This is a genomic window from Polycladomyces zharkentensis (assembly GCF_016938855.1).
Taxonomy (GTDB): domain Bacteria; phylum Bacillota; class Bacilli; order Thermoactinomycetales; family JIR-001; genus Polycladomyces; species Polycladomyces zharkentensis.
The window spans coordinates 94,760-115,816 of record NZ_JAFHAP010000017.1 but is presented as its reverse complement, the minus strand read 5'-3'; the positions used below and the strand labels follow the sequence as shown (position 1 = coordinate 115,816).

The following is a 21,057-nucleotide window of genomic DNA, read 5'->3' as shown; positions in this document are numbered from 1 at the left end:
AATGATGACCGCATTGGAGCCATGAATCTGCACAGAAAGGGAATTGAGTACCTGAGTGCAGTGTCGGCACAAGTATGACTTGTGTCGGACGGGTAGCTGTCAACCTGCCTTGATGTATCGTCACTCTAAGGTAGGAGTCGAAAGACGCTCGCACTACTGGACAGATACAAGCTCCCGCCTCTAAGCGTTAGCGTAGGCGGTGAGCAGTTGACTGGCTGATCTTGTGGAGTATCGGCGATCACATCGACTGCTCCGGGGATCAGGCGGAATGATTTCGCTGGCCATTACTGTTATCACGTATCCAATCCTCTACGCCTCCTTGTCCATCATCATGGCTCCGGATATGCATTTCATGATCACGGCCACCTGAACTCTTTGCAAGTTTCCCCATGTCCCAACAGATTGGAACCAACCGCCCTTCTGTGAAGGGCCATATCCGCTCAGAACACTTTGGGAGGGAAAGGTGTTGAAGCAAAAAACGTATTTCATCACAGGATTCCCGGGTTTTATTGCATCCAAAATGATCAGGAAATTACTTCTTCAAGACCCGGCTTCCCGATTTGAGGTGTTAGTCCATCCCAGTCAATTGAACAAGGCGAAAACAGAAATCCACCTCTTGGAAAACGATTTCGGAGCATCAGACAAATTTACTGTCATCCCCGGCGATATCACGTTAAAAAATCTGGGGATGAATGAACCGACTTTGCAGAGACTCCGGGAAAGCGTAACGCATGTATTTCACCTCGCCGCCATTTACGACTTGGCGGTTCCTCAAGATGTGGCTTATCGGGTGAACGTAGTTGGAACAGACAATGTGAACCAGTGGGTGTTACAATTGGCGAAACTGCAACGATACGTGTATTTTAGTACCGCATACGTATCGGGGACCCGATCCGGAAGAATTTTGGAAACGGAACTGGATTGCGGTCAATCCTTCAAAAACTTCTATGAGTCAACCAAATTTGAGGCAGAAGTGCTAGTGCAAAAAATCCGCGACAAAGTTCCTGCCACGATCGTTCGACCCGGCATTGTGATGGGGGATTCCAAAACCGGCGAAACCGTAAAATTCGATGGTCCCTACTTCATCATGCGGTTTTTGGACAAGTTCGCCAATTGGCCGATTCCCTATATCGGGAAGGGGACAGCGCTGATCAATCTGGTCCCCGTGGATTACGTGGTCGATGCAACCTGTTATTTGGCACATCATCCAAAAGGAGAAGACAAAGTATATCATTTGACCGACCCGCGCCCGTACCATGCGAAGGACGCGTATCGGATGATCTGCGAAGCGTTGATTGACAAAAAACCATCATTCACGCTTCCCCTGTCACTTGTGTACGGATTGCTTTCCATACCCGCGTTTCGCAAATGGGTGATGGTGGAAAAAGAGACCATTGATTACCTCAACCTGAAAGCAGAATATGACTGCACACATGCGTTGAACGATCTGGAGGGGTCCGGCGTGGCGTGCCCCGATTTCTCGGATTACATCAAGGCAGCGGTTGATTTCTACAAACAACACCGGCACGACCCGGACAAAATGATTCTTGTGGATCAGAGAGATAAAAAGAACGCACGTGGTGAAAAAGCAGGCTACCATGGACATCACTGGCATATCGGAAAAGAATCCGCCAGGCAACATTCACAATCTTTGTGACTTGCTCCACACGGCCGAAGACCAAGAGCACTCCCTTTGGTCGCCGGTGGACTTCTCGCTTCATCCGGCGTGGCAACCCACATCCATCCACGAAGGCTTTGTCCAAGCCTGGAAAAGGTTTTATTCTGATTGTCCGTATTTCGGTTCAGGAACGGTTCCCATCGCTCTATGCAGGATATTTCTTGCGGCATTGACACCTCTGTCTGCCACATATCCGCATGAGCAGCGATGGGGACGTTCTTTTCATGTCTTCTTTACAATCTGACCGCAACAATGTCGGACTTGCGAGAGCTGAATCCCTCCCACGTCCGACGCTCGCTTTCATCCCAACCCTGAAGGCCCGGGTTTTTCCGCTCGCTTTTTATAAGGCCAAAGAAAGAGAATGCCATCGATTCCGTACTCTCTCCGCTGTCACGCTCCACACTGCTTGCCTCGCCTGAAGCGCTATCATCTCCCCGTTTCATACAGGAGGATGATAGCGGTCAGTAAAAACCGGCTTCCTGTCGGAAACCGGAGATGATGTGATCTCAACCGTATTTGTACGTAATGCCGTAGCCGCCTTTGGGATATACCCACTCGATGTTGTAATAGGGGCAACCGATACGGCACGTACCGCACTCGATGCAATTCTCAAACGCGACGGTGGTCATCTCTCCCGTCCAGTCATAGACGTCCGCCGGACAAAAATGGGTGCACTCCTTGGTCTCACATGTCAGGCAAACCTGCTGATCCTTGATGATCAAATGGGACTGATCGTCCACTTTGTACCGGATGGTAAACAACTTCTCCGCAATGCTGCTGCTCATCCGTTCATCGCCCTCCATCCCTTCACGCCCATTTTGAGCAGATTCCAGGTTCCCCCTGCTGCCTGTTTGAGATATTGTATGGCTTTTTTCTGCTTTTCGCCTTTGGGGACTCCGTCAACCAAAAACATTTCGTACGCCGCCCGGTTTACCGCCTGCGGCAGGCGGTTGAACAACAACTCGGGGTCCTCTTCCTTCAAAATCTGGTGCATACCTTTGTACTTGACCAAATCCTTGCGGATAAAAGAATCGGCCACCTTCTGATCGTACAGGCGAAGCGTCTCACGCGAAAAATCCCCCCGCTTTTTGGCCTCGATCACCGCTTCTCCCGCCATACGTCCGGATGTCATGGCCAGGTTTGACCCTTCCCGGTGCACAAAGTTGACGAGCTGGGCAGCATCCCCGGTGATGCACCAACCATTTCCGCTGAGCGGAGGAACGGAATTCCATCCGCCCTCGGGGATCAGGTGTCCCGAGTACTCCTTGGTTTCCCCTCCCTCGATCAGCCGTCGGATCATCGGATGCTTTTTCACATGATCCAGCAGTTCGTACGGCTTGATCTTCTTCTTTTTGAGATGGTTCACCATCACGCCGATGCCGAGCGACAACGTATCCTTGTTGGTGTAAAGGAAGCCCATCCCGGCCATCCCCAACGACGTCTCGCCCATAAACTCGATGGTGACGCCTTCATCTCCTTCCAGATTGAAACGGTCCTGGATCTTTTCCCTGGGCAGGGCGATGATCTCTTTCACCGCCAATGAAACCTCATCCGGCTGCCATTCCTTGTGGATGCCCAACTGTTTACCCAACAGAGAATTGACACCGTCGGCGATCACCACCACGTCCGCGTAAAGATCGCCGTCCTCCCGATCGGTGCGTACCCCGACCACGCGATCCCCCTCGGTGATCAGCTCAGTGGCCACCGTCTCGTAAATGGGCAAGGCCCCCGCCGCTTCCGCCTGAGCGGCGAACCACTGGTCAAATTTCACGCGAAGGGCAGTCCAGCAGTTGTATGGTTCCTTGTAAGCTTCGTTTCTGTGGCTGAACGTAACCGCCGAATCCTTTCCCATCAGCCAGATCCGCTGTTCGACGATATGACGCTCCACCGGCGCTTTGTGCCACTGATCGGGCAATACATCCTCCAGTTGTTTGCGGTAGAGCACCCCACCGAACAAGTTTTTCGCCCCCGGAAATTCCCCCCGTTCAAGCAGGACCACGGACAATCCCGCCTTGGCCATGGTGTAGGCCGCCGCACTCCCCGCCGGACCCGCTCCCACGACGATGGCGTCAAATTTTTCGTTGGCCATTCTCTCCCTCCTCACGTTAACCCGCCGCGACCGGGTCGTTTGTTTCCGCTTTGAATAAAGGAAGTCCTCTCCGCTTTTTCACTTCCTCCGTCAATGCGGGAACGATTTGAAACAGATCCCCCACGACCCCGAAATGAGCGACCTTGAAAATAGGCGCATCAGGGTCCTTGTTGATGGCCACGATCACGTCGGCGTTTTGCATGCCCACCAGATGCTGAACCGCTCCGGAAATGCCCACGGCAATGTACAATTTGGGTCTCACCGTGTGTCCGGTCTGCCCCACCTGATGTTCATGGCCGATCCAGCCGGCATCCACTGCCGCCCGGGATGCACCCACCACACCGCCCAATGCGTCGGCCAGCTCCTTTAGCAGGCGAAAAGGTCCGGGACCGCCCAATCCGCGGCCGCCAGCGACGATCACGTCAGCGTCTTCCAGATTGACCCGCTTTTCATCCTGGATGAAGTCCAGCACCCGTGCCGCAATTTCCTCTTCCTTCATCTCGCAAGTAATCGGGATAATCTCCCCCTTACGGGAAGGGTCGCGCGGCAGAGCCTCAAACACGCCCGCCCGTGCGGTCGCCATCTGCGGGCGGTACTGCTTGCACAAAATGGTGGCCACCATTTTCTCCGAGAAAGCGGGTCGGCTGGCCAGCAACAACCGGCTGGGATGGGGTTCCACGTCCAGCTGGGTGGTGTCCGCCGTCAGTCCCGTCGGTAAATGGGTGGCGATCGCTCCGGCCAGGTCGCGTCCGGTGTAGGTGGCACCCATCAGCACGATCTCCGGCTTGATGTCCCGGATCAATTGCAGGCAGACGCGGCTGTAGGGGCGGGTTCGGTAGACAGACAACACGGGATCGTCACAGATGTACACCTTGTCGGCTCCCCGATGGATCGCCTCTTCCGCCAGGTGGCCCACCCGGTGGCCCATCACCAGCGCGATGGTTTCCACCTCCAGCTTCTCCGCCAGCTTCCGACCGATGCCCAGCAGTTGCCACGACACGCTTTTGGCCACGCCGTCCCGCTGCTCCACCACCACCAACACCCCGCGGTATTCGGACCAGTCCGGAATGTCGTTTGGTTGTGCCGCTTTTTTCTTTTCCGTCATGCCGACACCTCCTCCGACTGCTGGTTCCATCCCAATTTATCGGGCAAATCCGTCGACCACAGACGATCGGCCAGAAATGCGGCCGCTTCCTGCGGTGATTGGTCTTGCACGATTTCCCCGTTGACGGGCTTTTGTTCCGGTACCCATGTCTTGGCAACGATCGTGGGGGAGCCTTTCAGCCCGATTTGCTTTTTGTCCATGTCCGGAAAATCGTCCACCGTCCAGATCACGGGCTTGAAACGTGCGGCTCTGAGCATGCCCGGCATGCTCGCCCGGCGCACCTTGTTCAACTCTTTAAGCGCTGTCAACAGTGCCGGCAACTTGGTTTCCACCACTTCCACACCATCTTCCAGGTGACGGTGAACCGTGATGGTTCGTTTCTCCAAATCGATGCCCACCACTTTTTCCACATACGTCAACTGCTCCAGATCCAGACGGCAGGCGATTCCCGGTCCCACTTGCCCGGTGTCGCCGTCCAACGTTTGCTTTCCACAAAATACCAGATCGACAGGACCCCACTCTTCCCCGATCTTTTGAATCGCTTTGGCCAACACATAGGAGGTGGCCAGCGTATCCGCCCCGGCAAACCGGCGATCCGTCACCAACACAGCCTCGTCGGCCCCGAGAGAAATGCATTGTTTCAGCGTTTTCTCCGCCGGCGGTGGTCCCATGCAGACCACGGTGATGCGGGCGCCATATTGGTCCTTGATGCGCAGTGCCTCTTCCAGCCCATGCATGTCATAAAAATTGGCGATAGCCGGAACGCCCTGCCGGATCAGCGTGTTGGTCTTGGGATCGATCCGGATTTCCCTGCTGTCCGGCACCTGCTTCACACAACAGACGATGTGCAGCATGTTTTCGCCTCCTCTCCTTTTTGTGAAACTTGTAACAAGACATAAGATAAAGACCCCTTGGAAGAAACAGACTTTTTATCAACCTATGTGTGAATCCGCGTATCCATTCGTGACCCCTTTCTCAATGAGGAGCATATCATCTTAAATCGACGAATTGCGACAATTATTTAACAATAGTACTCTTCTGCATTATGATTCGAATCTCCTGCCACGGTTTGAAAAAAGAAAACTGTATGGTAATGGGAGTGAGATCGGTATCGGCATGTTCGGGTCACACCCTGGGAGGTTCACTTCCTGTACCCTATAATGAAGAATGAACCGCGATAAATGACGGGAGTGTGAGAGATGTTTCTCCAAGTCTTTCTCATCGGTTTGCTGGGCGCGATTTCACCCGGACCGGACTTTGTCATCGTGACACGCAACAGTTTGGGTTGCGGAGCACGGGTCGGGATTGCCACGGCACTGGGGATCGCCGCGGCACTGACCATCCATATCGCTTACACCGTCGGCGGATATGCACTGATCTTGAAGCAATCACCCGCCGTTTTCACCGTGATTCAACTGGCAGGAGCGGCTTATCTGGCATGGTTGGGTACGCAGGCGATCCGTTCCCGTCCTGCCACCGAAACGGATTGGGAGGGAAAGGGAGACATCACCGAAACCAAAAGCGGATGGCAAGGATTTCGGGAAGGCTTTTTGTGCAATGCACTCAACCCGAAAGCGGCACTCTATTTTTTGGGGATATTCTCCCAGTTTTTACGGCCGGGAGATCCGCAATGGTACTACTGGATGTACGGTTTGGAAAATATCGTGGCGGTAGGCGGATGGTTTATCTTGCTGGCCGCTGTTATCTCCTCCCCCCGTTTCCGCAAGGTGTATCATCGGTATCGTCATTGGTCCGATCGATTGTTGGGAGCCGTCCTCATGTTTTTCGCAGTCCGGATCTTATGGCTGGCTGTCAGTCAATGGATGTAACCCTGTGAAAACTGATCAGACACAACTTGCCACAGCCCGATGTCGGTGCTTCAGGACGGGAGTGTGTTTGTTGACACGCCACACGTCTGAAGATGTGGGTTTCCTGGGTCGTTGGCGTCCGCAGTCCGTTTCCGCTTGGGACAACGCCCGGGTTCAGGGGTGTGTCATCAACCCGTCCCGTGCAGTTCCACAGCAACGCTGCATGTATCCCGAATGGGCGGCGTACCTCTTACCGGTACGCCGGTTCCCCTTTCTCGCGCTCATGATTTTACCCGTCTTCACCACCGGAACCTCCTGCCATAACGTACAAAAACCCACTGCCGCAGGATATGTACAGCTCAATGATATGCCAACATCTCGTGCTTGCCCCGACAATCCCCGTGAAAGGGGTCACGGGCAAAGCTTTCATTCATCCCATGATGCAAAGACCCCAAGGGTACTTCCTATGGTCGCCGCGAGATGAAAGAAATCCATTTCTGTCAACTCACTGACGGATCAGCGACACAGACTCTTTGATAGGTTTTTCTTCTTGATTCATTTAAAGAATTTTTGTTATATAGTAACTAAACCGAATATTTATGAATAAAAGCGCTAAAGGAGGGTCCTGTATGACAACCGGTTCACACCGCACCGATTGGGAACAAATCGCCCGTTCACCCGAGTTCCGCGCATTGATGAAACGAAAAAGACGATTCATGATAGGTTCCGTCGTATTTTTCTCTCTCTACTATTTCGCGCTTCCCATATTGACCGGGTATTTCCGTTTTCTCAACACGCCGGTTTTCGGCTCGATGAACGGTGCCTATCTGTTTGCCCTGTCGCAGTTTTTCATGGCATGGGTGTTGGCTTTCCTCTACATTCGCCACGCTAACCGCATGGATCGCCTGATCGAGGAAATGATCTGCAAACGGAAGGAGAAAGCCTCATGAATACCATGGCGTTCACCTTATTCGCCGTGATCGTGCTGTTGACGCTGGGCATCACGTATTGGGCTTCGAAACGGACGCAAACCACCACCGACTTTTACGCGGCCGGCCGCTCCATCTCCGGTTGGCAAAACGGGATCGCGATCTCCGGCGACTATATGAGCGCCGCCTCATTTCTTGGGATTGCCGGGTTGATCGCTTTAAACGGATTTGACGGATTTCTGTACTCGGTCGGTTGGCTGGTGGCCTATCTCGTCGTGCTGATCGTCGTGGCCGAACCGTTGCGCAATTCCGGACGGTACACCTTGGCGGACATGCTGGCGTACCGGTTGAAAGCGAAACCGGTCCGATCCGCGGCCGCACTTTCCACGATGGCCATTTCCACCTTTTATATGATTGCCCAATTGGTCGGTGCGGGCGGGATTATCAAGCTGTTGCTGGGGCTGCAATACGAAGTGTCCATCATTCTCATCGGCGTGTTGATGATCCTGTACGTCGCATTCGGCGGAATGCTGGCCACAACGTGGGTGCAGATTGTGAAAGCCGTTCTTCTCATGACCGGAACCATTTTGCTCAGTCTGCTGGTGCTCGGCCATTTCGGTTTCAGCGTCGTGGAGATGTTCAACCAAGTGTCCGCCAAATACGGGCAATCGTTTTTGGAACCCGGCAAACTGTACAAAAATCCGCTGGATAACCTTTCACTCGGATTGGCCCTGCTCGCCGGAACGGCGGGATTGCCCCATATCCTGATTCGCTTCTATACCGTCCCCAACGCCAAAGAAGCCCGCATTTCCGTTGCTTGGGCGATGGTCATCATCGGTTTTTTCTATATCATGACGACCTTCCTCGGATTCGGTGCGGCACTGCTGGTCGGTCAGGAAAAGATCATGGCCGCAGACAAGGCCGGAAACATGGCCGCTCCCCTGCTGGCGGAAGCGTTGGGCGGCAACTTCTTCCTCGCCTTCATCTCCGCCGTGGCTTTTGCAACGATCCTGGCCGTCGTAGCCGGGCTGGTGATCTCGGCCGCCGGAGCGTTCGCCCACGATTTCTATTCCAATGTGTTGCGTGGCGGGCAAGCGACGGAACGGGAGCAAATGCGCGTCGCGAAATGGGCTTCCATCGGTGTGGGGGTGGTATCGATCATCCTGGCCCTGATCGCCAAAGAACAAAACGTCGCCTTTTTGGTGGCGTTGGCATTTGCCGTGGCCGCCAGTGCCAACCTGCCGGTCATCGTGTTCAGTCTTTTTTGGAAGCGCTTCAACACTGCGGGGGCTGTCACCGGCATCCTCACCGGATTGATCAGTTCCATCCTGCTCGTATTGGTCAGTCCCAACCTGATGGAACCCGATCAAGCCCTGTTCCCGCTGAAAAATCCGGCGATCCTGTCCGTACCGCTCGGCATGCTCGGCGCCGTATTGGGCACGCTCTTATCCCGCGAACCGGAAGCCGAGCGGAAGTTTACCGAACTGTACGTGCGCTCCCAGACAGGGATCGGTGCGGAATAGAGGGGCGTTTACATGTTCGAAATGCATGCCTCACCCTTCATTTCATATCCTTCGAGAACCGGGTGAGCCAACAAAGGCCGACCACTACATGGTCGGCCATGTTGATGACAACGTTCGCGGGCTCCGAATTCCCGTCTTCGCTCCGTAGCGACAGTGAGAGTCGCTCGACAGGAAATTCGGCCCCGCTCCTCAAACAGAGGGTGGCCGCTTTCCCACGAGCGACTTTTGAGCTTGCCGAAAGAGGATTGAGAGGGAAAACGGCTCACCCGAGATCACGATAGTAAACCACTTTGTTTGCAGTCTCGCCGACCATTGGCATGGTCGGCCGGTTCCGTTTATTTGGAGCTGTCCTGCTCCTGCAGTTGATCTTCCTTTGAACTGCCGGCATCCATTTGGTTTGCGGGCAGTTGCTCGGATTTTGCATCCGTGTGTTTCCCACCATAACGCAATCCGTGACCGTAGGGGTACAAACCCGGAATGGTGACGGGCAACCGCCCTTTCGGTTGGTTGTCCCCTAACACCGTCTCCACCGCCGCCTGGAGCGAAACGGAGCGGAATCCGTACGCGGCGAGATAGGCGGGGACATCCGGGAACGCCTGGATGTCGTACGGATTGCGGAAGGCGATCACGACCATCGGCTTGTGCAATTCCTGGAGTGCTTTTACCAGTTTCACCTGTTGCGGGTTGGCGGTCGCATTGTAGGTTCCGACCAACAGGACATCCTGCGTTTTGGCCATTTCCACCGCCGCCTGGATATCCGCATCGGAAGGATTGACTTGGTTGTGGTAGATTTCCGTCGTCTTGGCGTGATACGGTCGCACACGGTCGATCAGGGAAAACTGGCTGATGATCCCCAGTTTCTGATCCGGTTGCAACCGAAGCGGCAGCAGATTGTTTTCGTTTTTGACCAGCGTGATCGAAGACCGGGCGATTTTCATCGAGGTTCGCAAGTGTTTCTCCGTTGCGACATGCTCGGGAATATCGGCCGGATCGACGAAACGATGTTCAAACAACCCGTATTTCGCTTTGACCTTCAGGATGCGCAATACCGATTGGTCGATTTGCTCCGCGGGAATCTCCCCTTTTCGGGCGGCTTCCAGTACCGCTTGGTACACCTCGATCTGCTCGTCCGTCGTCAGTGCCGGCGTGAGCAGGATGATGTCCGCTCCGGCCTGTACCGCTTTCACCGCCGCTTTCGGCACCCCGCCGAAATAGTTGGCGACACCGGCCATCGTCATCGAATCGGTGATGATCAGCCCCTGATAGCCCAGCTCCTGTCGCAACAGGCCGGTCAGGATGGGGCGGGACAACGTGGCGGGCAGATCGGGCGTGTCATCCAATGCGGGGACATGGATGTGCGCCGTCATGACGGCATCGATTCCTTCGGCAATCGCCCGTTTGAACGGCACTAGCTCCACTTTCTCCAAATCTTCCCGGCTCTTGTTGATTACCGGCAATCCCAAATGGGAATCGACATTGGTGTCCCCGTGGCCGGGAAAGTGTTTCCCGGTCGCGATCACGTTCTCTTGATATCCGTGAATCGCCGCCGCTCCCATGTCCGCCACCAGTTGGGGGGCTTCCCCGTAGGAGCGCACCCCGATAACGGGGTTGGCCGGGTTGACATTGACGTCCAAATCAGGGGCCAGGTTCATGTTGATTCCGACGGCACGCAGCTCTTCTCCGGTCATTTTGGCCGCTTGGTAGGCGTAAGCCGTTTTCCGCGTCGCACCCAGCGCCATATTGCCGGCCCATTCGGTGGCTCCGGTCGTCAGGCGGGCCACAACGCCGCCCTCTTGGTCGGTGGAAATCAAGAGCGGTACGCCCAGGCGCGTTTCCTGCGCCAACGATTGCAATCCGTTGGTCAGGTGGGCCGTTTGCACCGGATTGACCACGTTTTGGCTGTAGGCGAACAAAATCACGCCGCCCGCATGGGCTTCCTGAATCAGTCGCGCGATGTCCGCATTGGGCTCACTGCCGTAAAACCCCACCATCATCATCTGGCCCACTTTTTCTTCCAAACTCATTTGTTTCAACAGCGTGACGGAGTCCGATGTCCGATTTGATTGTGCGGCAAACGCGGGGAATGTAAACAGCGACAGCACCAAACTCCCGATCATCCACAACGCCACGGAACGCCGAACGTCCACGCTCCTTCCTCCTCGTTCACTTTTTTTCGACTGACAGACGGGCCGACACAGGATAATGATCCGAACCCTCCACCGGCAATACCTCACAGGATTTCACCCGCACATCGGGCGACACAAACACATAGTCGATCCGCTTCACCGGCGCGGGAACAGGATACGTCCAACCATCACCGTTTCCTTTCACCGCAAAGGCATCCGTCATTTCACCGCTCAACCGTTTCATCTCCGGAGATCCCGGTTCTGCATTCATATCTCCGGTCAAAATAACGGGACCTTCTCTCCGGTGTATGATCTCCAGCATCTCTTCTGTTTCCAGCATGCGCACGTCGGGATTCAACCAGGACAAATGGGTGGAAAAGACATGTACCTTCACACCGCGGACATTGATGACCGCCTCCGGAAATCCAGGCAGTTTTTGTACGCCTTTGTCCGGTTCCTGCGAACTGATGCGGGACAACTCGTGGTTTTCAAAGGAGACGATCGGATAGCGGCTCAATATGGCCAATCCAAACTCCCGCCGCGGCTCCCCTTCCCGAATTGGATCGAGCGAGTAAATGGGCGCAAACCTCACCTGCATCCCCAGTCGTTCCCCCAGCCAAGCCGCCTCGTCCACAAACTTGCTTCTCTCCGACCAGTGCCGATCCACCTCCTGCAGGGTGATCACGTCCGCCCCGCTGGACTGCAAGTTCTCCGCAATGGTTTCCAAATCCAGCTGTCCGTGGTGATTGTCTCCGTGCTGGATATTGTACGTAACGACATGAAGCGGTCGTTCGTGTTCTCCTTTGGCTCCCGCCGTCGTCGGCAGAGAAAGTGCCATTCCACACAGAAACATCAAGACCAACCCGATTCGCCAGCGTTTCAGATTGATGCCTCCTTTCAGCGGTTTCTACTAAATTGTAAAATGATTCCGAAAAGAACGAAAGGTACGTGACAAAAAAAGACAAATTAAGCGAACCCATCAGTGTGAGAACAGTTCGAAAACACGGGATGTCGTCAGGCATACAATCCGTTTCCGGTTTGACATCTCCCCCCAGGGCTGTCTCGTCAAACCGAAACGGAGGCCACCCTTTCAACAAGCAGGACGTTACAGGGTGGCCCGACTGATCGTCACATCAACCGGGAGCCGGTCATCCAAAACCCGGCATCAATCGTTACACAATCACCGTTGATGTATTCCGCTTCGGGCGAAAGCAGAAACGCCACCAGATTCCCCACTTCTTCGGGCTTACCAAACCGTTTGGCCGGAATGGTTTGCAGCAAGTGGCGGTAGGCTTGCTCGGAAGCGATCAATTTCTCCGTCCCGCCTGTGTTTTCAATCGGTCCCGGTGCCACGCAATTGACACGAATACCATAACGGCTGCCCCACTCCACCGCCAGCGACCGGCTCATCGCCAGTACCCCCGCTTTGGCTGCCGCGGAATGAACCACCCCCGCCGCACCGGTCCACGCATAGGTAGCCACGATATTGACGATGGAGCCGCGAGTGCCGTCGGCAATCCACTCTTTGGCCAACGCTTGCGTGCAGTACCACGTTCCGTTCAAGACGATGTCAATCACCGCTTTCCAACCATTCAGCGACAATTCCTCCGCCTTGACCAAAAAATTGCCCGCCGCGTTGTTGACCAAACCGTCGATGCGGCCGAATGCCTCCTTGGTCCGGCGAATCATCTCCCCTACTTGGTCCACGTTTCGCACATCCATCGGGATCGTCAACACTTGCCCATCGTTTTTTTCGATCTCCGATTTCGCCCGTTCCAATTTCTCAGGATCTCGACCGGTGATCGTAACTCGATATCCTTTTTGGCACAAGACACGAGCTATGCCCTTTCCGATTCCGCTGCTGCCACCCGTCACAATCACGACCCGGCTTTCAACGCTCATGGTTTTCTCTCCTTTCCACACGGTTGAATGATTTGGTTTTCTCTTTCGATAAAATGGACCACGCCATCCCGCAACTCTTTTATTCCTTTGCGCAAACAAACCGGATAAAACACTTCGTTTTTTCGAGCTGTGAAACGGGCACCCAACGAAACAACAGATGGTTTTCCTCCACGGTAAAAGGCGCCGCTTCATTCAGAAACGGCGTATCAGTGGGCAGCCGCATCAGATAGTAAAACCCTATCTCGTGATATGCTTCTCCCTCAAACGTGAAGAAATTTTTTCGATGATTCATCCCAATCGTTCCACTGTCACTTCTCCACACCACTCTTCCTGCATTCTGCATTTCCCGATGAAGCGTAACGATGGTGGACTCGCCCCACTCAACCCCGCCGCCGGGCAGGGACCAATGGGATGGCCTCTCTTCTTTGGCACCAACAAGCGTTCGCGGTGAATGGCCACTCCCTCGAACGATATTGAAACCGCTTTCTTTCATGCTTCCAAACGATCATCTCCCGTATGACTCGTTCCCCACTGATCCAAAATCAACTGCCCGTCTATTTTACCGCAATTCGCCCACTTTTTGAACTAGGAAGTCAATTCGCGGTAAGATGATCTTTTTCGTCGCAAGGGCTGAACCACTTTTATTGCCCTTGCGAAGCTGCAGCAGAATAAGACGGTCCATTCCATTTTCTTTTTGCACCACCGGATGAAAAATGCCTGCCAAATGCGTTCCCACGAAAAAAGGGCCACCTGGATCAGGCACCCTTTTTAGGCTGTTTTGTCATTCTCTTTGCCCTTCAATCGCACGCTTCAATGCATTCATGTGCCCAAGATGCACCGCTTCATGCATGTTATTGAAACTAAACACGGAACCAATCGTTTCAATCTGATAACCGTTGAGATCAATCGGTTTCGCCAACTTCTCCTCTAACCGGTCGGTGAATGTTTCTTTGATTTGAGCCGTTTGTTTCTGTAACTCGGAAACCAACGTTTCCGGAGAGGGTACTTCCCCAGTCCAATCTGCAGGTTTCGTTCCGTTCCAGAATAACTGTCGATAGTCCGCAGGGAGCATCTTCAAACCAAACAACGCGTCTGCAACCGTCAAGATATGACCCACATTCCAACGAATCGTATTGTTAAACCCTTTCGGCATTTGATCAAAAAAGGTTTCGGAGGTTGAGTTGATAAACTGTTGTAATCGTTCTCGGGTCATCTCAAATTGCATGACCAAATCATGACGCATCATCATCCCACCCCAAAAAAAGTTGCATTTTACGTAATTGTACAACAAAACGGGCATCAGGAAAATCGGGGGCGCACGGGTGTGTCCGTAATATAAAACGTTCTGCGGAAAGAGCGAAACCGGACTCAAACAATGGCCCGCTATTTATTTCTACTCGCGAGATAAAATATCATTTCGTAGTGGATATACCTCTTCTCCCGGCTTGATGATTCTTTCCTCCAACCGAGATCAGCTTCCTTCAGTTTCTTTACGGTTGCTTCTCTATTTATTCAGTATACTGAAAAACCGGAAAACCTGATGCAAGAGTTTCGCAACGGAATATATGAAATTTATTCACGTCCACTGATAAGATCAGCCAAAGTTTCCACCGCCTGCTTTGCCTCTTTTCCTTCTGCAGTCAAGATGATCTCCGTCCCGCGAGTGAGCATCATGCCGAGAACCTCCAACAGATTTTTCGCGTCTGCCTTTTTGTCCCCCTTTTGGATCGTGATCTCTGTATGATCGTACTTCCGGGCCTCCTGAACAAACCGAAGGACGGTCAGGACATGATCCAACCCGTTTTTCAGCTTCACGATCACCTTTTTCACCACCGATTTCCCCTTATCGACCACGTCCCCGCCATTATTCGGAGGTAAGATAGGGGGTTTCGTTAAATCGTTCGGCGGTTCCAATGGCGGATCGGGGTCGGGTTTGCGCACAGGGGGCTTTTTCGTCGGTGGCTGGGGATCATCCTCAGGTAACGGTGGTTGAGTAGGTGGTTGATGGAGTGGCTGGTTCGAAGGATTTTCCGAACCGGTTCCGGGCGAATCTTCCGTTGAACCGGAGCCAGAAAAACGAGCCAACAGATCGTTGACGGTGTCCGTCAGTGCTTCCAACCCGTTCGCCTTGGGCAACCGGCTCATATCAATCACAGGATTGTCGGAAGACAAGATGACATCTTGCTTTGTTTGCAGGTTCACCTGCGGCATACTGACACGGTCAGTATTCATCTGCTCCACCTTTAGATAGACATCATAAAGTACCACAGCGGGGAGCGGTTTGTCGAGCTGCAAGAGAGGCCCTTTGATTTTGAATCCCAGAGCGGTTGCATCAACGACCAGGCCTTGGATCGATACAGGACCCGCGCCTTGAATATCCATGCCCCATTGTCCGGATGGGCTGCTCTTTTTACCGATGACCAATTTCATATCGTATACTTTGGACTTCTTTGCATAAAGATGAACAGCCAACCGGCCATTCTCCGTGATCGTCAATGAAGGGATCAACCCTTGAGCCTCGATACGCTCGGCTTGGATCACGATCCCTTCTCCCAGGGCCGATCGGCTTAACGCCGCCTTTGGTGTCTCATTCTTTAAAGAAACCTTTTCGTGCTGACTATTGATGATCTCGATCGCCGATCGACTCTCATCCGGTGACCTGGCTTGAGCCGAGGCCATTTTGTCACCAATGAAAACAAAACAAATGGACAAACCCACCGACAGGGTCAGAACCTTCCTCACACAAGAAGAGTACAAACGCTTCCCTCCCTCCATCCTCCGTCTTATCACTTGAACCACTTATTCGACGTGGCGGCGGCTTCCTGTTCGACTGATCCAGCCCCCTCCAACCCAAAATGTCCCTTCTCCTCATCGCTATCGTTTGACGGTCGGGAAGCCGGACCCCAAGCCATGCACAAGGACCCGCCTACCATTCCCAACAATGTGCCGATAATCAGCCCTCCCAGGGCTCCGATAATGGACAGGATCGACAATATCATCGCAAACGCCCCTAAAAGCCGAACATATTGGGGCATCAACCAACCTAAAACACCACAGCTGAGCACAAGCATGCCGAACAGGATGCCCGCAAAGGCAAAACTCCCCGGCACAAAAGCGATCCAATACAAATTGGCGGGAATCCATAAAATAGTCAGTCCTGACAGGCACACCAGCGTAAGCCCCAGTTTTGGACGCTTTTTTTCGTCAAATCTGCGGTCTGTCCGCAAACTGAACTCCGAATGGCTCAAAGCCCTTTCTTCCACCACTCTCTTTCGCATATCGACACCCCTTTACTCGGCCGAAATCATCTCCAATTTCATGGAAAGCCCCGGCAGTGAGATGCTGTTGGCAAACATGTAATGCCCTTGAATGTACGGTTTTTTCAGCACCAGGCTGGGTGCCGACAAACTGAATTTTTGCTGCCAATCACTGCTATGTTTCTCTGCAACTTTCAGTTTGCTGAAATTCGCGTCCGCTTGCATCCTGCTCAAATCGAGAATCACTCCGGTCGCTTTTACGTCCTTGGATGCAGTCATCAACACCCGCACTTTTCCTACGCCAGGAACATCGAGATCCTTGTAAAGCTTGAGCTTCTTGATCACCCCATCCAACTGTGCGCTTCCCTGGGGATATGCCGCCCTCTCGCTGGTTTCGCCAATCTTCGGCAACACCTTGAAATTGCTGATTTGGATCTCATCCGCCTCGATGATAAACCCGCCGATTCCCCCGACCGGGACGGCCAGCGCCACACCCCCGGTCCAAATCCCCAGTACCAACGTAAACACCAGACACAGAGCAACGACCATACTTAACCAGAACCTTTTCCCATGGTACCTCAAGGCCCTTTCCTCCTTACTTCGGGAAAATGTATGTCATTCAAGCTCTTTTGGAGCGAATGACCCGCCATGTGACGTAAACGCTGACGGCATATGCTCCCCAAAGCATCCCCGAGACCATTCCACACTCATTTTTTCAATATTTGGTTTATACACTTCGGAAGAGTTCCGACCAATGGGGCAGTCTCGCAATCAAACCGGCATTTGCCCGGAAGCTGAATCGTCTTGTTTGAACACTTGCGGGCCCGGTTCTTCAGCCACCCCTACGTACTCGTGTCCAATTACGGCTTCTGAGAACATTTCCGAACGCCTGAAGTCGTACCAAGGTAAAAATGCAGATCCGACCCGCATATGGCTGCCGCCGTGATACGAACGATCGCTTCAGTGGATTCTTGAATAGCCGTCGTGAAACGTTTCGAATCGGACATGCCATTGAATGAAACCGCTTTCATTTTCGTTCCACCGGAAACCCGGCATCCATTTCCAAAGTAACGAGACAGCTGTCTGCCAACACATCAGTGAAACACGCATCATCGTTGTAATCGGTTCCCATTTTCGGCCAAAAATTTGTTTCCAAGTGTAAAGATCTGCACTGATCCACATAAGGGGCAGTTTCTACATCTTCCTTCATCGCCAGACATGTTTACGACATTCTCCATGCCACAGCAAGACCAATCTTTATTCATTCCTGGCACGGGGCCTTTTCAAAGATCCATATCGACGGCCATTCCCAAGCCTGTGCAGCTTAACGGTACATTTTCATTGATCTTTTTTCACTTAAGTCCAATCCTCTACCTTTTCCTCCGTCATCGTATGACTTTGGTTTTGTATTATGTTATTCTATTTAAAACGTTGTGACAACTCCCAAAATACTAGGTTATAATATCCCTTAAAATAGAGGGGAGGCTATGTATATGACAAAATATCTAATCGTTCCCAGGTTGCAACCCGATGAAGTCGAACAAATGCTTGACACTGTTCATCGGGAATACCATGAGTGTCTAACCCAATGGTACATAAAATTATCCAAAATAAACGTAAACAACGAAGAAAAGAAATCTTTATCCGATGTGTTCCGCTTTATGTTGGATCACTTGGATCTCGCTCTTTCCGACGAACTACTTTTTTTCAATAAATTTGAACAGTCACTGTTGGATTGGGAAAAAATATTAAACGCTAACCGAATAATATTTGCCATCGGGGCATTTGAACAGATCATGATGGAGATGATCCTGCAAAACCATAATCGTCTTTATGTAAATAACTGCTTTCAATGGATTCACGCCTTGTGCATGAATGTAACCTCTTCCATCACACAGCATCAACTATTGACGTTCGGATATCAACACAATAAGAAAAACAGATCTTATTCTCCGCTCATCCGGCTGTTGCAAGGACAAGATATATGGCCTTATGTGAACTGGGAATTTGTCGCTGTCACAACCCCAAAATCAAGTAAACACAGATATGGAATTTTGGATATTGCCATTTATAACCTTGAAATGGAAGAATGGTTCCCTGCTTATCAACACGATGATCTGACCTTATCCGTCCATCAAGTCATCTCTGGAAAAACCGAAGGATTTGTAGAAAAAATCAATGAGAAATTATACCTTGTCATCAAAGGTAAAAAGGCCCCCTTATCGAAACGCTTCGTCCAGCAGCTGGTTCATTGGATGCGTCAAGCAATGGAATTGTCCAAGATGTATTACAATGAAGATATACACCAAACCATTCATGACCAGATTCAACAGTATGAAGCGATTTTGGAATTTGACAACACACTGCTGTCAACCAAGGGCATACAAGATACGCTTTCTTCATGTGTGGAACATATATGCCACATCGCCGGTTTTCAACGCAGCGCTCTTTTTTGGTACTATCCGTTCTTCAAAAAAGTCGAAGGAATTCTGTCCTATAATGTTCCATTGGAAGAGATTCAACGCATTCAAGAACCGGAACATAATATACCTGCGATTTCAAAGCTATTCGATGCGAAACGGCCTGTTCATCTGAAGCGAGTGGAAAATCTGATTCCGACTCACTATATTGAATATTTCCATTTGACTTCATTGTTGGTGGCCCCTTTGTATGGAGAGAACCATCGTGTTACCGGTGTTCTACTCCTTGACCAGAACGGCCGACCTTTCGAAGTGTCGGACAACACCATTGAAATCGTTGACTCCCTTTTGACCCGGGTATCAAGAAACTTGCATTCCAAACTGCATTCAAACTTTTCGGTCAAAAAAACATCTTCCCTCTTAACTAATCGTGAAAAGCAAATCCTCCAGCTGAGCGCCGATGGTTACAGCACCAAACATATTGCCTCCGAACTCCATATCAGCGAGTACACTGTCAATGAGTATATCAGTTCCATATTCAAGAAATTGAAGGCAAAAAACAGGACGGAAGCCGTAGCAAAGGCTTTGCGTCAACATTTGATCCAATAATGAAGGTAGATCACATTTGGCGATTGGCGATTTTCCCGCTTGATTCACACACCATGATGAAGAGGACGACCGCTTTTCGCCACCATCAACAACCATATGGGAATCAGCTCAGCATCGTACTGTCAGGGTACATAGCCGAAAACCAAGACCGGGAGACTCCCGACCCAAAAATAGGGTATAATCGAGCATAAGTCCGTAATAAAGAAAGGATCACTGTGATGTCTCAAAACCAGAAACCGACAAAAAAACGGAAAGCGGAACACATCGAGATCGTCCTCCACCGCGAGGTGACCGGACGGGGCATCACCACCGGACTGGAACGATACCGTTTCCGCCATGAAGCCCTGCCTGAAATCAATTTTAAGGATATCTCTCTCTCCACCGCTTTTTTGGGCAAACCGATGAAAGCCCCGTTGTTGATCAGCAGCATGACCGGCGGGACGAAAGCAGCATTTCAAATCAACAAAAACCTTGCCCAAGCCGCCGAAAAACATGGATGGGCGATGGGTCTGGGTTCCGTACGGACGGCGATCGAACATCCGGAGACGGCCTGTACCTTCCAAGTCCGAAAATACGCGCCTCACATCCCGTTACTGGCCAATCTGGGGGCAGTCCAGCTCCAATACGGCTATGATGTCGACGACTGCCGCCGCATCATCGAACTGACCGAAGCTGATGCATTGGTTTTGCATCTGAATGCCATGCAGGAAGTGTTTCAGCCGGAGGGAAACACCCGATTCGCCCACCTGTTGGCCAAGATCGAAGAGGTTTGCCGAACGCTGGAAGTACCGGTCGGTGTCAAGGAAGTGGGGATGGGGATTCATGGCGATTTGGCCAAACGTCTTTTCGATGCCGGGGTTCAATTCGTCGATGTAGCGGGTGCTGGCGGGACTTCGTGGATTATGGTCGAAAAACACCGGTCCCGCGATCCAATACTGACCGCCGCTGCGGAGGCGTTCGCCGATTGGGGGTTGCCCACCGCCGACTGCATCCGGGAGGCAAGGCAAAAAGCCCCCAACGGTTACCTGATCGCCAGCGGCGGATTATCCACTGGCGTGGAAGCGGCCAAAGCGATCGCATTGGGTGCCGACTTGACCGGATTCGGCCGCACCCTCTTGCGTGCCGCAACCGATCTGACACCAGCGGCGATCTCCCGGCAGTTGCAACGGATTGAGGCGGAATTGCGCATCGCCATGTTCGGAATCGGTGCCGCTGATGTTCCGACATTAAAGGGAACAGACCGGATTTTTCGGACGGATGATTGATGGCAGCCGGGTGAATTGGGAGAAATCATGGGAAGCAAATAACGGACCTTGGGGACCGTATTATCCTCGAACCGCTTCGGATAGTATCCCCATTGATCTGTTATGGATAGAAGATGGCTCTTGAACACTCCCTCCGCCTACGCTAACGCTTAGGAGAAGCGTTGATTGGATGTAGATTCAAAAAAGCAGTAGTGATAACCGTCGGCCTTCAACCAAATTTCGATCAAGGTCTCTGTTGTGGACCGACTCAACCTTGCCAATCGCTCCTGTTCGTTTTACGGTCCTTCTATCGATTCGTACACCTTGTCTCCTTACAGAAGGCATTGGAACAATGTCGACTTGCGGG

19 protein-coding genes are annotated in these 21,057 nt (G+C 52.2%); 6 read left to right on the top strand and 13 right to left on the bottom strand.

The features are described from left to right. Positions 1–463 precede the first annotated feature (463 nt). Positions 464–1,657 carry an SDR family oxidoreductase gene (locus JQC72_RS15530; protein ID WP_419179880.1) on the top strand — a complete coding sequence of 398 codons (1,194 nt, stop codon included), beginning with the start codon at positions 464–466 and terminating at the stop codon, positions 1,655–1,657. Between the two features lie 527 nt (positions 1,658–2,184). On the opposite strand, the gene JQC72_RS15525 is transcribed toward JQC72_RS15530, so the two are convergent. From JQC72_RS15525 to JQC72_RS15510, 4 genes are read right to left on the bottom strand one after another with little or no spacing between them, the layout of a single operon-like run. Continuing rightward, positions 2,185–2,463, bottom strand: coding sequence for a ferredoxin family protein (locus JQC72_RS15525; protein ID WP_205497245.1), 279 nt, complete (start codon positions 2,461–2,463; stop codon positions 2,185–2,187). Then, complete coding sequence (locus JQC72_RS15520; RefSeq protein WP_205497243.1) at positions 2,460–3,767, bottom strand: FAD-dependent oxidoreductase; 1,308 nt, start codon at positions 3,765–3,767, stop codon at positions 2,460–2,462. The genes JQC72_RS15525 and JQC72_RS15520 overlap by 4 nt, the downstream gene beginning before the upstream one ends. A 16-nt stretch (positions 3,768–3,783) precedes the next feature. After that, on the bottom strand, positions 3,784–4,872 hold the full coding sequence (locus JQC72_RS15515) for an electron transfer flavoprotein subunit alpha/FixB family protein (RefSeq protein ID WP_205497241.1): 1,089 nt from the start codon (positions 4,870–4,872) through the stop codon (positions 3,784–3,786). Then, on the bottom strand, positions 4,869–5,726 hold the full coding sequence (locus JQC72_RS15510) for an electron transfer flavoprotein subunit beta/FixA family protein (RefSeq protein WP_205497240.1): 858 nt from the start codon (positions 5,724–5,726) through the stop codon (positions 4,869–4,871). The genes JQC72_RS15515 and JQC72_RS15510 overlap by 4 nt, the downstream gene beginning before the upstream one ends. Positions 5,727–6,071: 345 nt before the next feature. Here JQC72_RS15510 and JQC72_RS15505 point away from each other — a divergent pair, with 345 nt between their 5' ends. The 3 genes from JQC72_RS15505 (at position 6,072) to JQC72_RS15495 (ending at position 9,132) form a co-directional block, all read left to right on the top strand. Next, positions 6,072–6,701, top strand: a complete 630-nt coding sequence (locus JQC72_RS15505) for a LysE family translocator (protein WP_205497238.1) — start codon at positions 6,072–6,074, stop codon at positions 6,699–6,701. Positions 6,702–7,309: 608 nt separating this feature from the next. After that, the gene (locus tag JQC72_RS15500; RefSeq protein ID WP_302104931.1) at positions 7,310–7,630 is read left to right on the top strand and encodes a DUF485 domain-containing protein; all 321 of its coding nucleotides are present in this window, start codon (positions 7,310–7,312) and stop codon (positions 7,628–7,630) included. Beyond that, entirely contained in the window at positions 7,627–9,132 is a 1,506-nt protein-coding gene (locus JQC72_RS15495) for a monocarboxylic acid transporter (protein ID WP_205497234.1), read from the top strand. The genes JQC72_RS15500 and JQC72_RS15495 overlap by 4 nt, the downstream gene beginning before the upstream one ends. A gap of 335 nt (positions 9,133–9,467) precedes the next feature. Here JQC72_RS15495 and JQC72_RS15490 read toward each other — a convergent pair whose 3' ends face one another. The 9 genes from JQC72_RS15490 to JQC72_RS15450 form a co-directional block, all read right to left on the bottom strand. Continuing rightward, positions 9,468–11,279 carry a glycoside hydrolase family 3 protein gene (locus tag JQC72_RS15490; protein WP_335342488.1) on the bottom strand — a complete coding sequence of 604 codons (1,812 nt, stop codon included), beginning with the start codon at positions 11,277–11,279 and terminating at the stop codon, positions 9,468–9,470. A 16-nt stretch (positions 11,280–11,295) separates the two neighbouring features. Beyond that, positions 11,296–12,111, bottom strand: coding sequence for an endonuclease/exonuclease/phosphatase family protein (locus JQC72_RS15485; RefSeq protein ID WP_205497232.1), 816 nt, complete (start codon positions 12,109–12,111; stop codon positions 11,296–11,298). A 275-nt stretch (positions 12,112–12,386) separates the two neighbouring features. Then, complete coding sequence (gene fadH, locus JQC72_RS15480) at positions 12,387–13,160, bottom strand: 2,4-dienoyl-CoA reductase (protein ID WP_205497231.1); 774 nt, start codon at positions 13,158–13,160, stop codon at positions 12,387–12,389. 79 nt (positions 13,161–13,239) lie between these two features. Next, positions 13,240–13,653 (bottom strand): NUDIX domain-containing protein, encoded by a 414-nt coding sequence (locus JQC72_RS15475; RefSeq protein WP_205497229.1) that lies wholly within the window; start codon positions 13,651–13,653, stop codon positions 13,240–13,242. A gap of 66 nt (positions 13,654–13,719) precedes the next feature. Beyond that, on the bottom strand, positions 13,720–13,896 hold the full coding sequence (locus JQC72_RS15470; protein ID WP_205497228.1) for a hypothetical protein: 177 nt from the start codon (positions 13,894–13,896) through the stop codon (positions 13,720–13,722). A gap of 45 nt (positions 13,897–13,941) precedes the next feature. After that, a complete protein-coding gene (locus JQC72_RS15465) occupies positions 13,942–14,403 on the bottom strand; it encodes a DinB family protein (RefSeq protein WP_205497226.1) in 462 nt (153 codons plus the stop codon). A 329-nt stretch (positions 14,404–14,732) separates the two neighbouring features. Next, positions 14,733–15,701 (bottom strand): HPr family phosphocarrier protein, encoded by a 969-nt coding sequence (locus tag JQC72_RS16755; RefSeq protein ID WP_205497224.1) that lies wholly within the window; start codon positions 15,699–15,701, stop codon positions 14,733–14,735. Positions 15,702–15,946: 245 nt separating this feature from the next. Continuing rightward, the gene (locus JQC72_RS15455) at positions 15,947–16,438 is read right to left on the bottom strand and encodes a DUF6114 domain-containing protein (protein ID WP_205497222.1); all 492 of its coding nucleotides are present in this window, start codon (positions 16,436–16,438) and stop codon (positions 15,947–15,949) included. 12 nt (positions 16,439–16,450) lie between these two features. Further along, positions 16,451–16,999 (bottom strand): DUF6230 family protein, encoded by a 549-nt coding sequence (locus JQC72_RS15450; RefSeq protein ID WP_205497220.1) that lies wholly within the window; start codon positions 16,997–16,999, stop codon positions 16,451–16,453. A gap of 911 nt (positions 17,000–17,910) precedes the next feature. Between JQC72_RS15450 and JQC72_RS15440 the strand changes: the two genes are divergently transcribed. Together JQC72_RS15440 and fni are read left to right on the top strand one after the other, a co-directional pair. Beyond that, positions 17,911–19,446, top strand: a complete 1,536-nt coding sequence (locus tag JQC72_RS15440; protein WP_205497216.1) for a response regulator transcription factor — start codon at positions 17,911–17,913, stop codon at positions 19,444–19,446. A gap of 218 nt (positions 19,447–19,664) precedes the next feature. After that, positions 19,665–20,711, top strand: a complete 1,047-nt coding sequence (fni, locus tag JQC72_RS15435; RefSeq protein ID WP_205497214.1) for a type 2 isopentenyl-diphosphate Delta-isomerase — start codon at positions 19,665–19,667, stop codon at positions 20,709–20,711. The last annotated feature ends 346 nt before the right edge of the window (positions 20,712–21,057 follow it).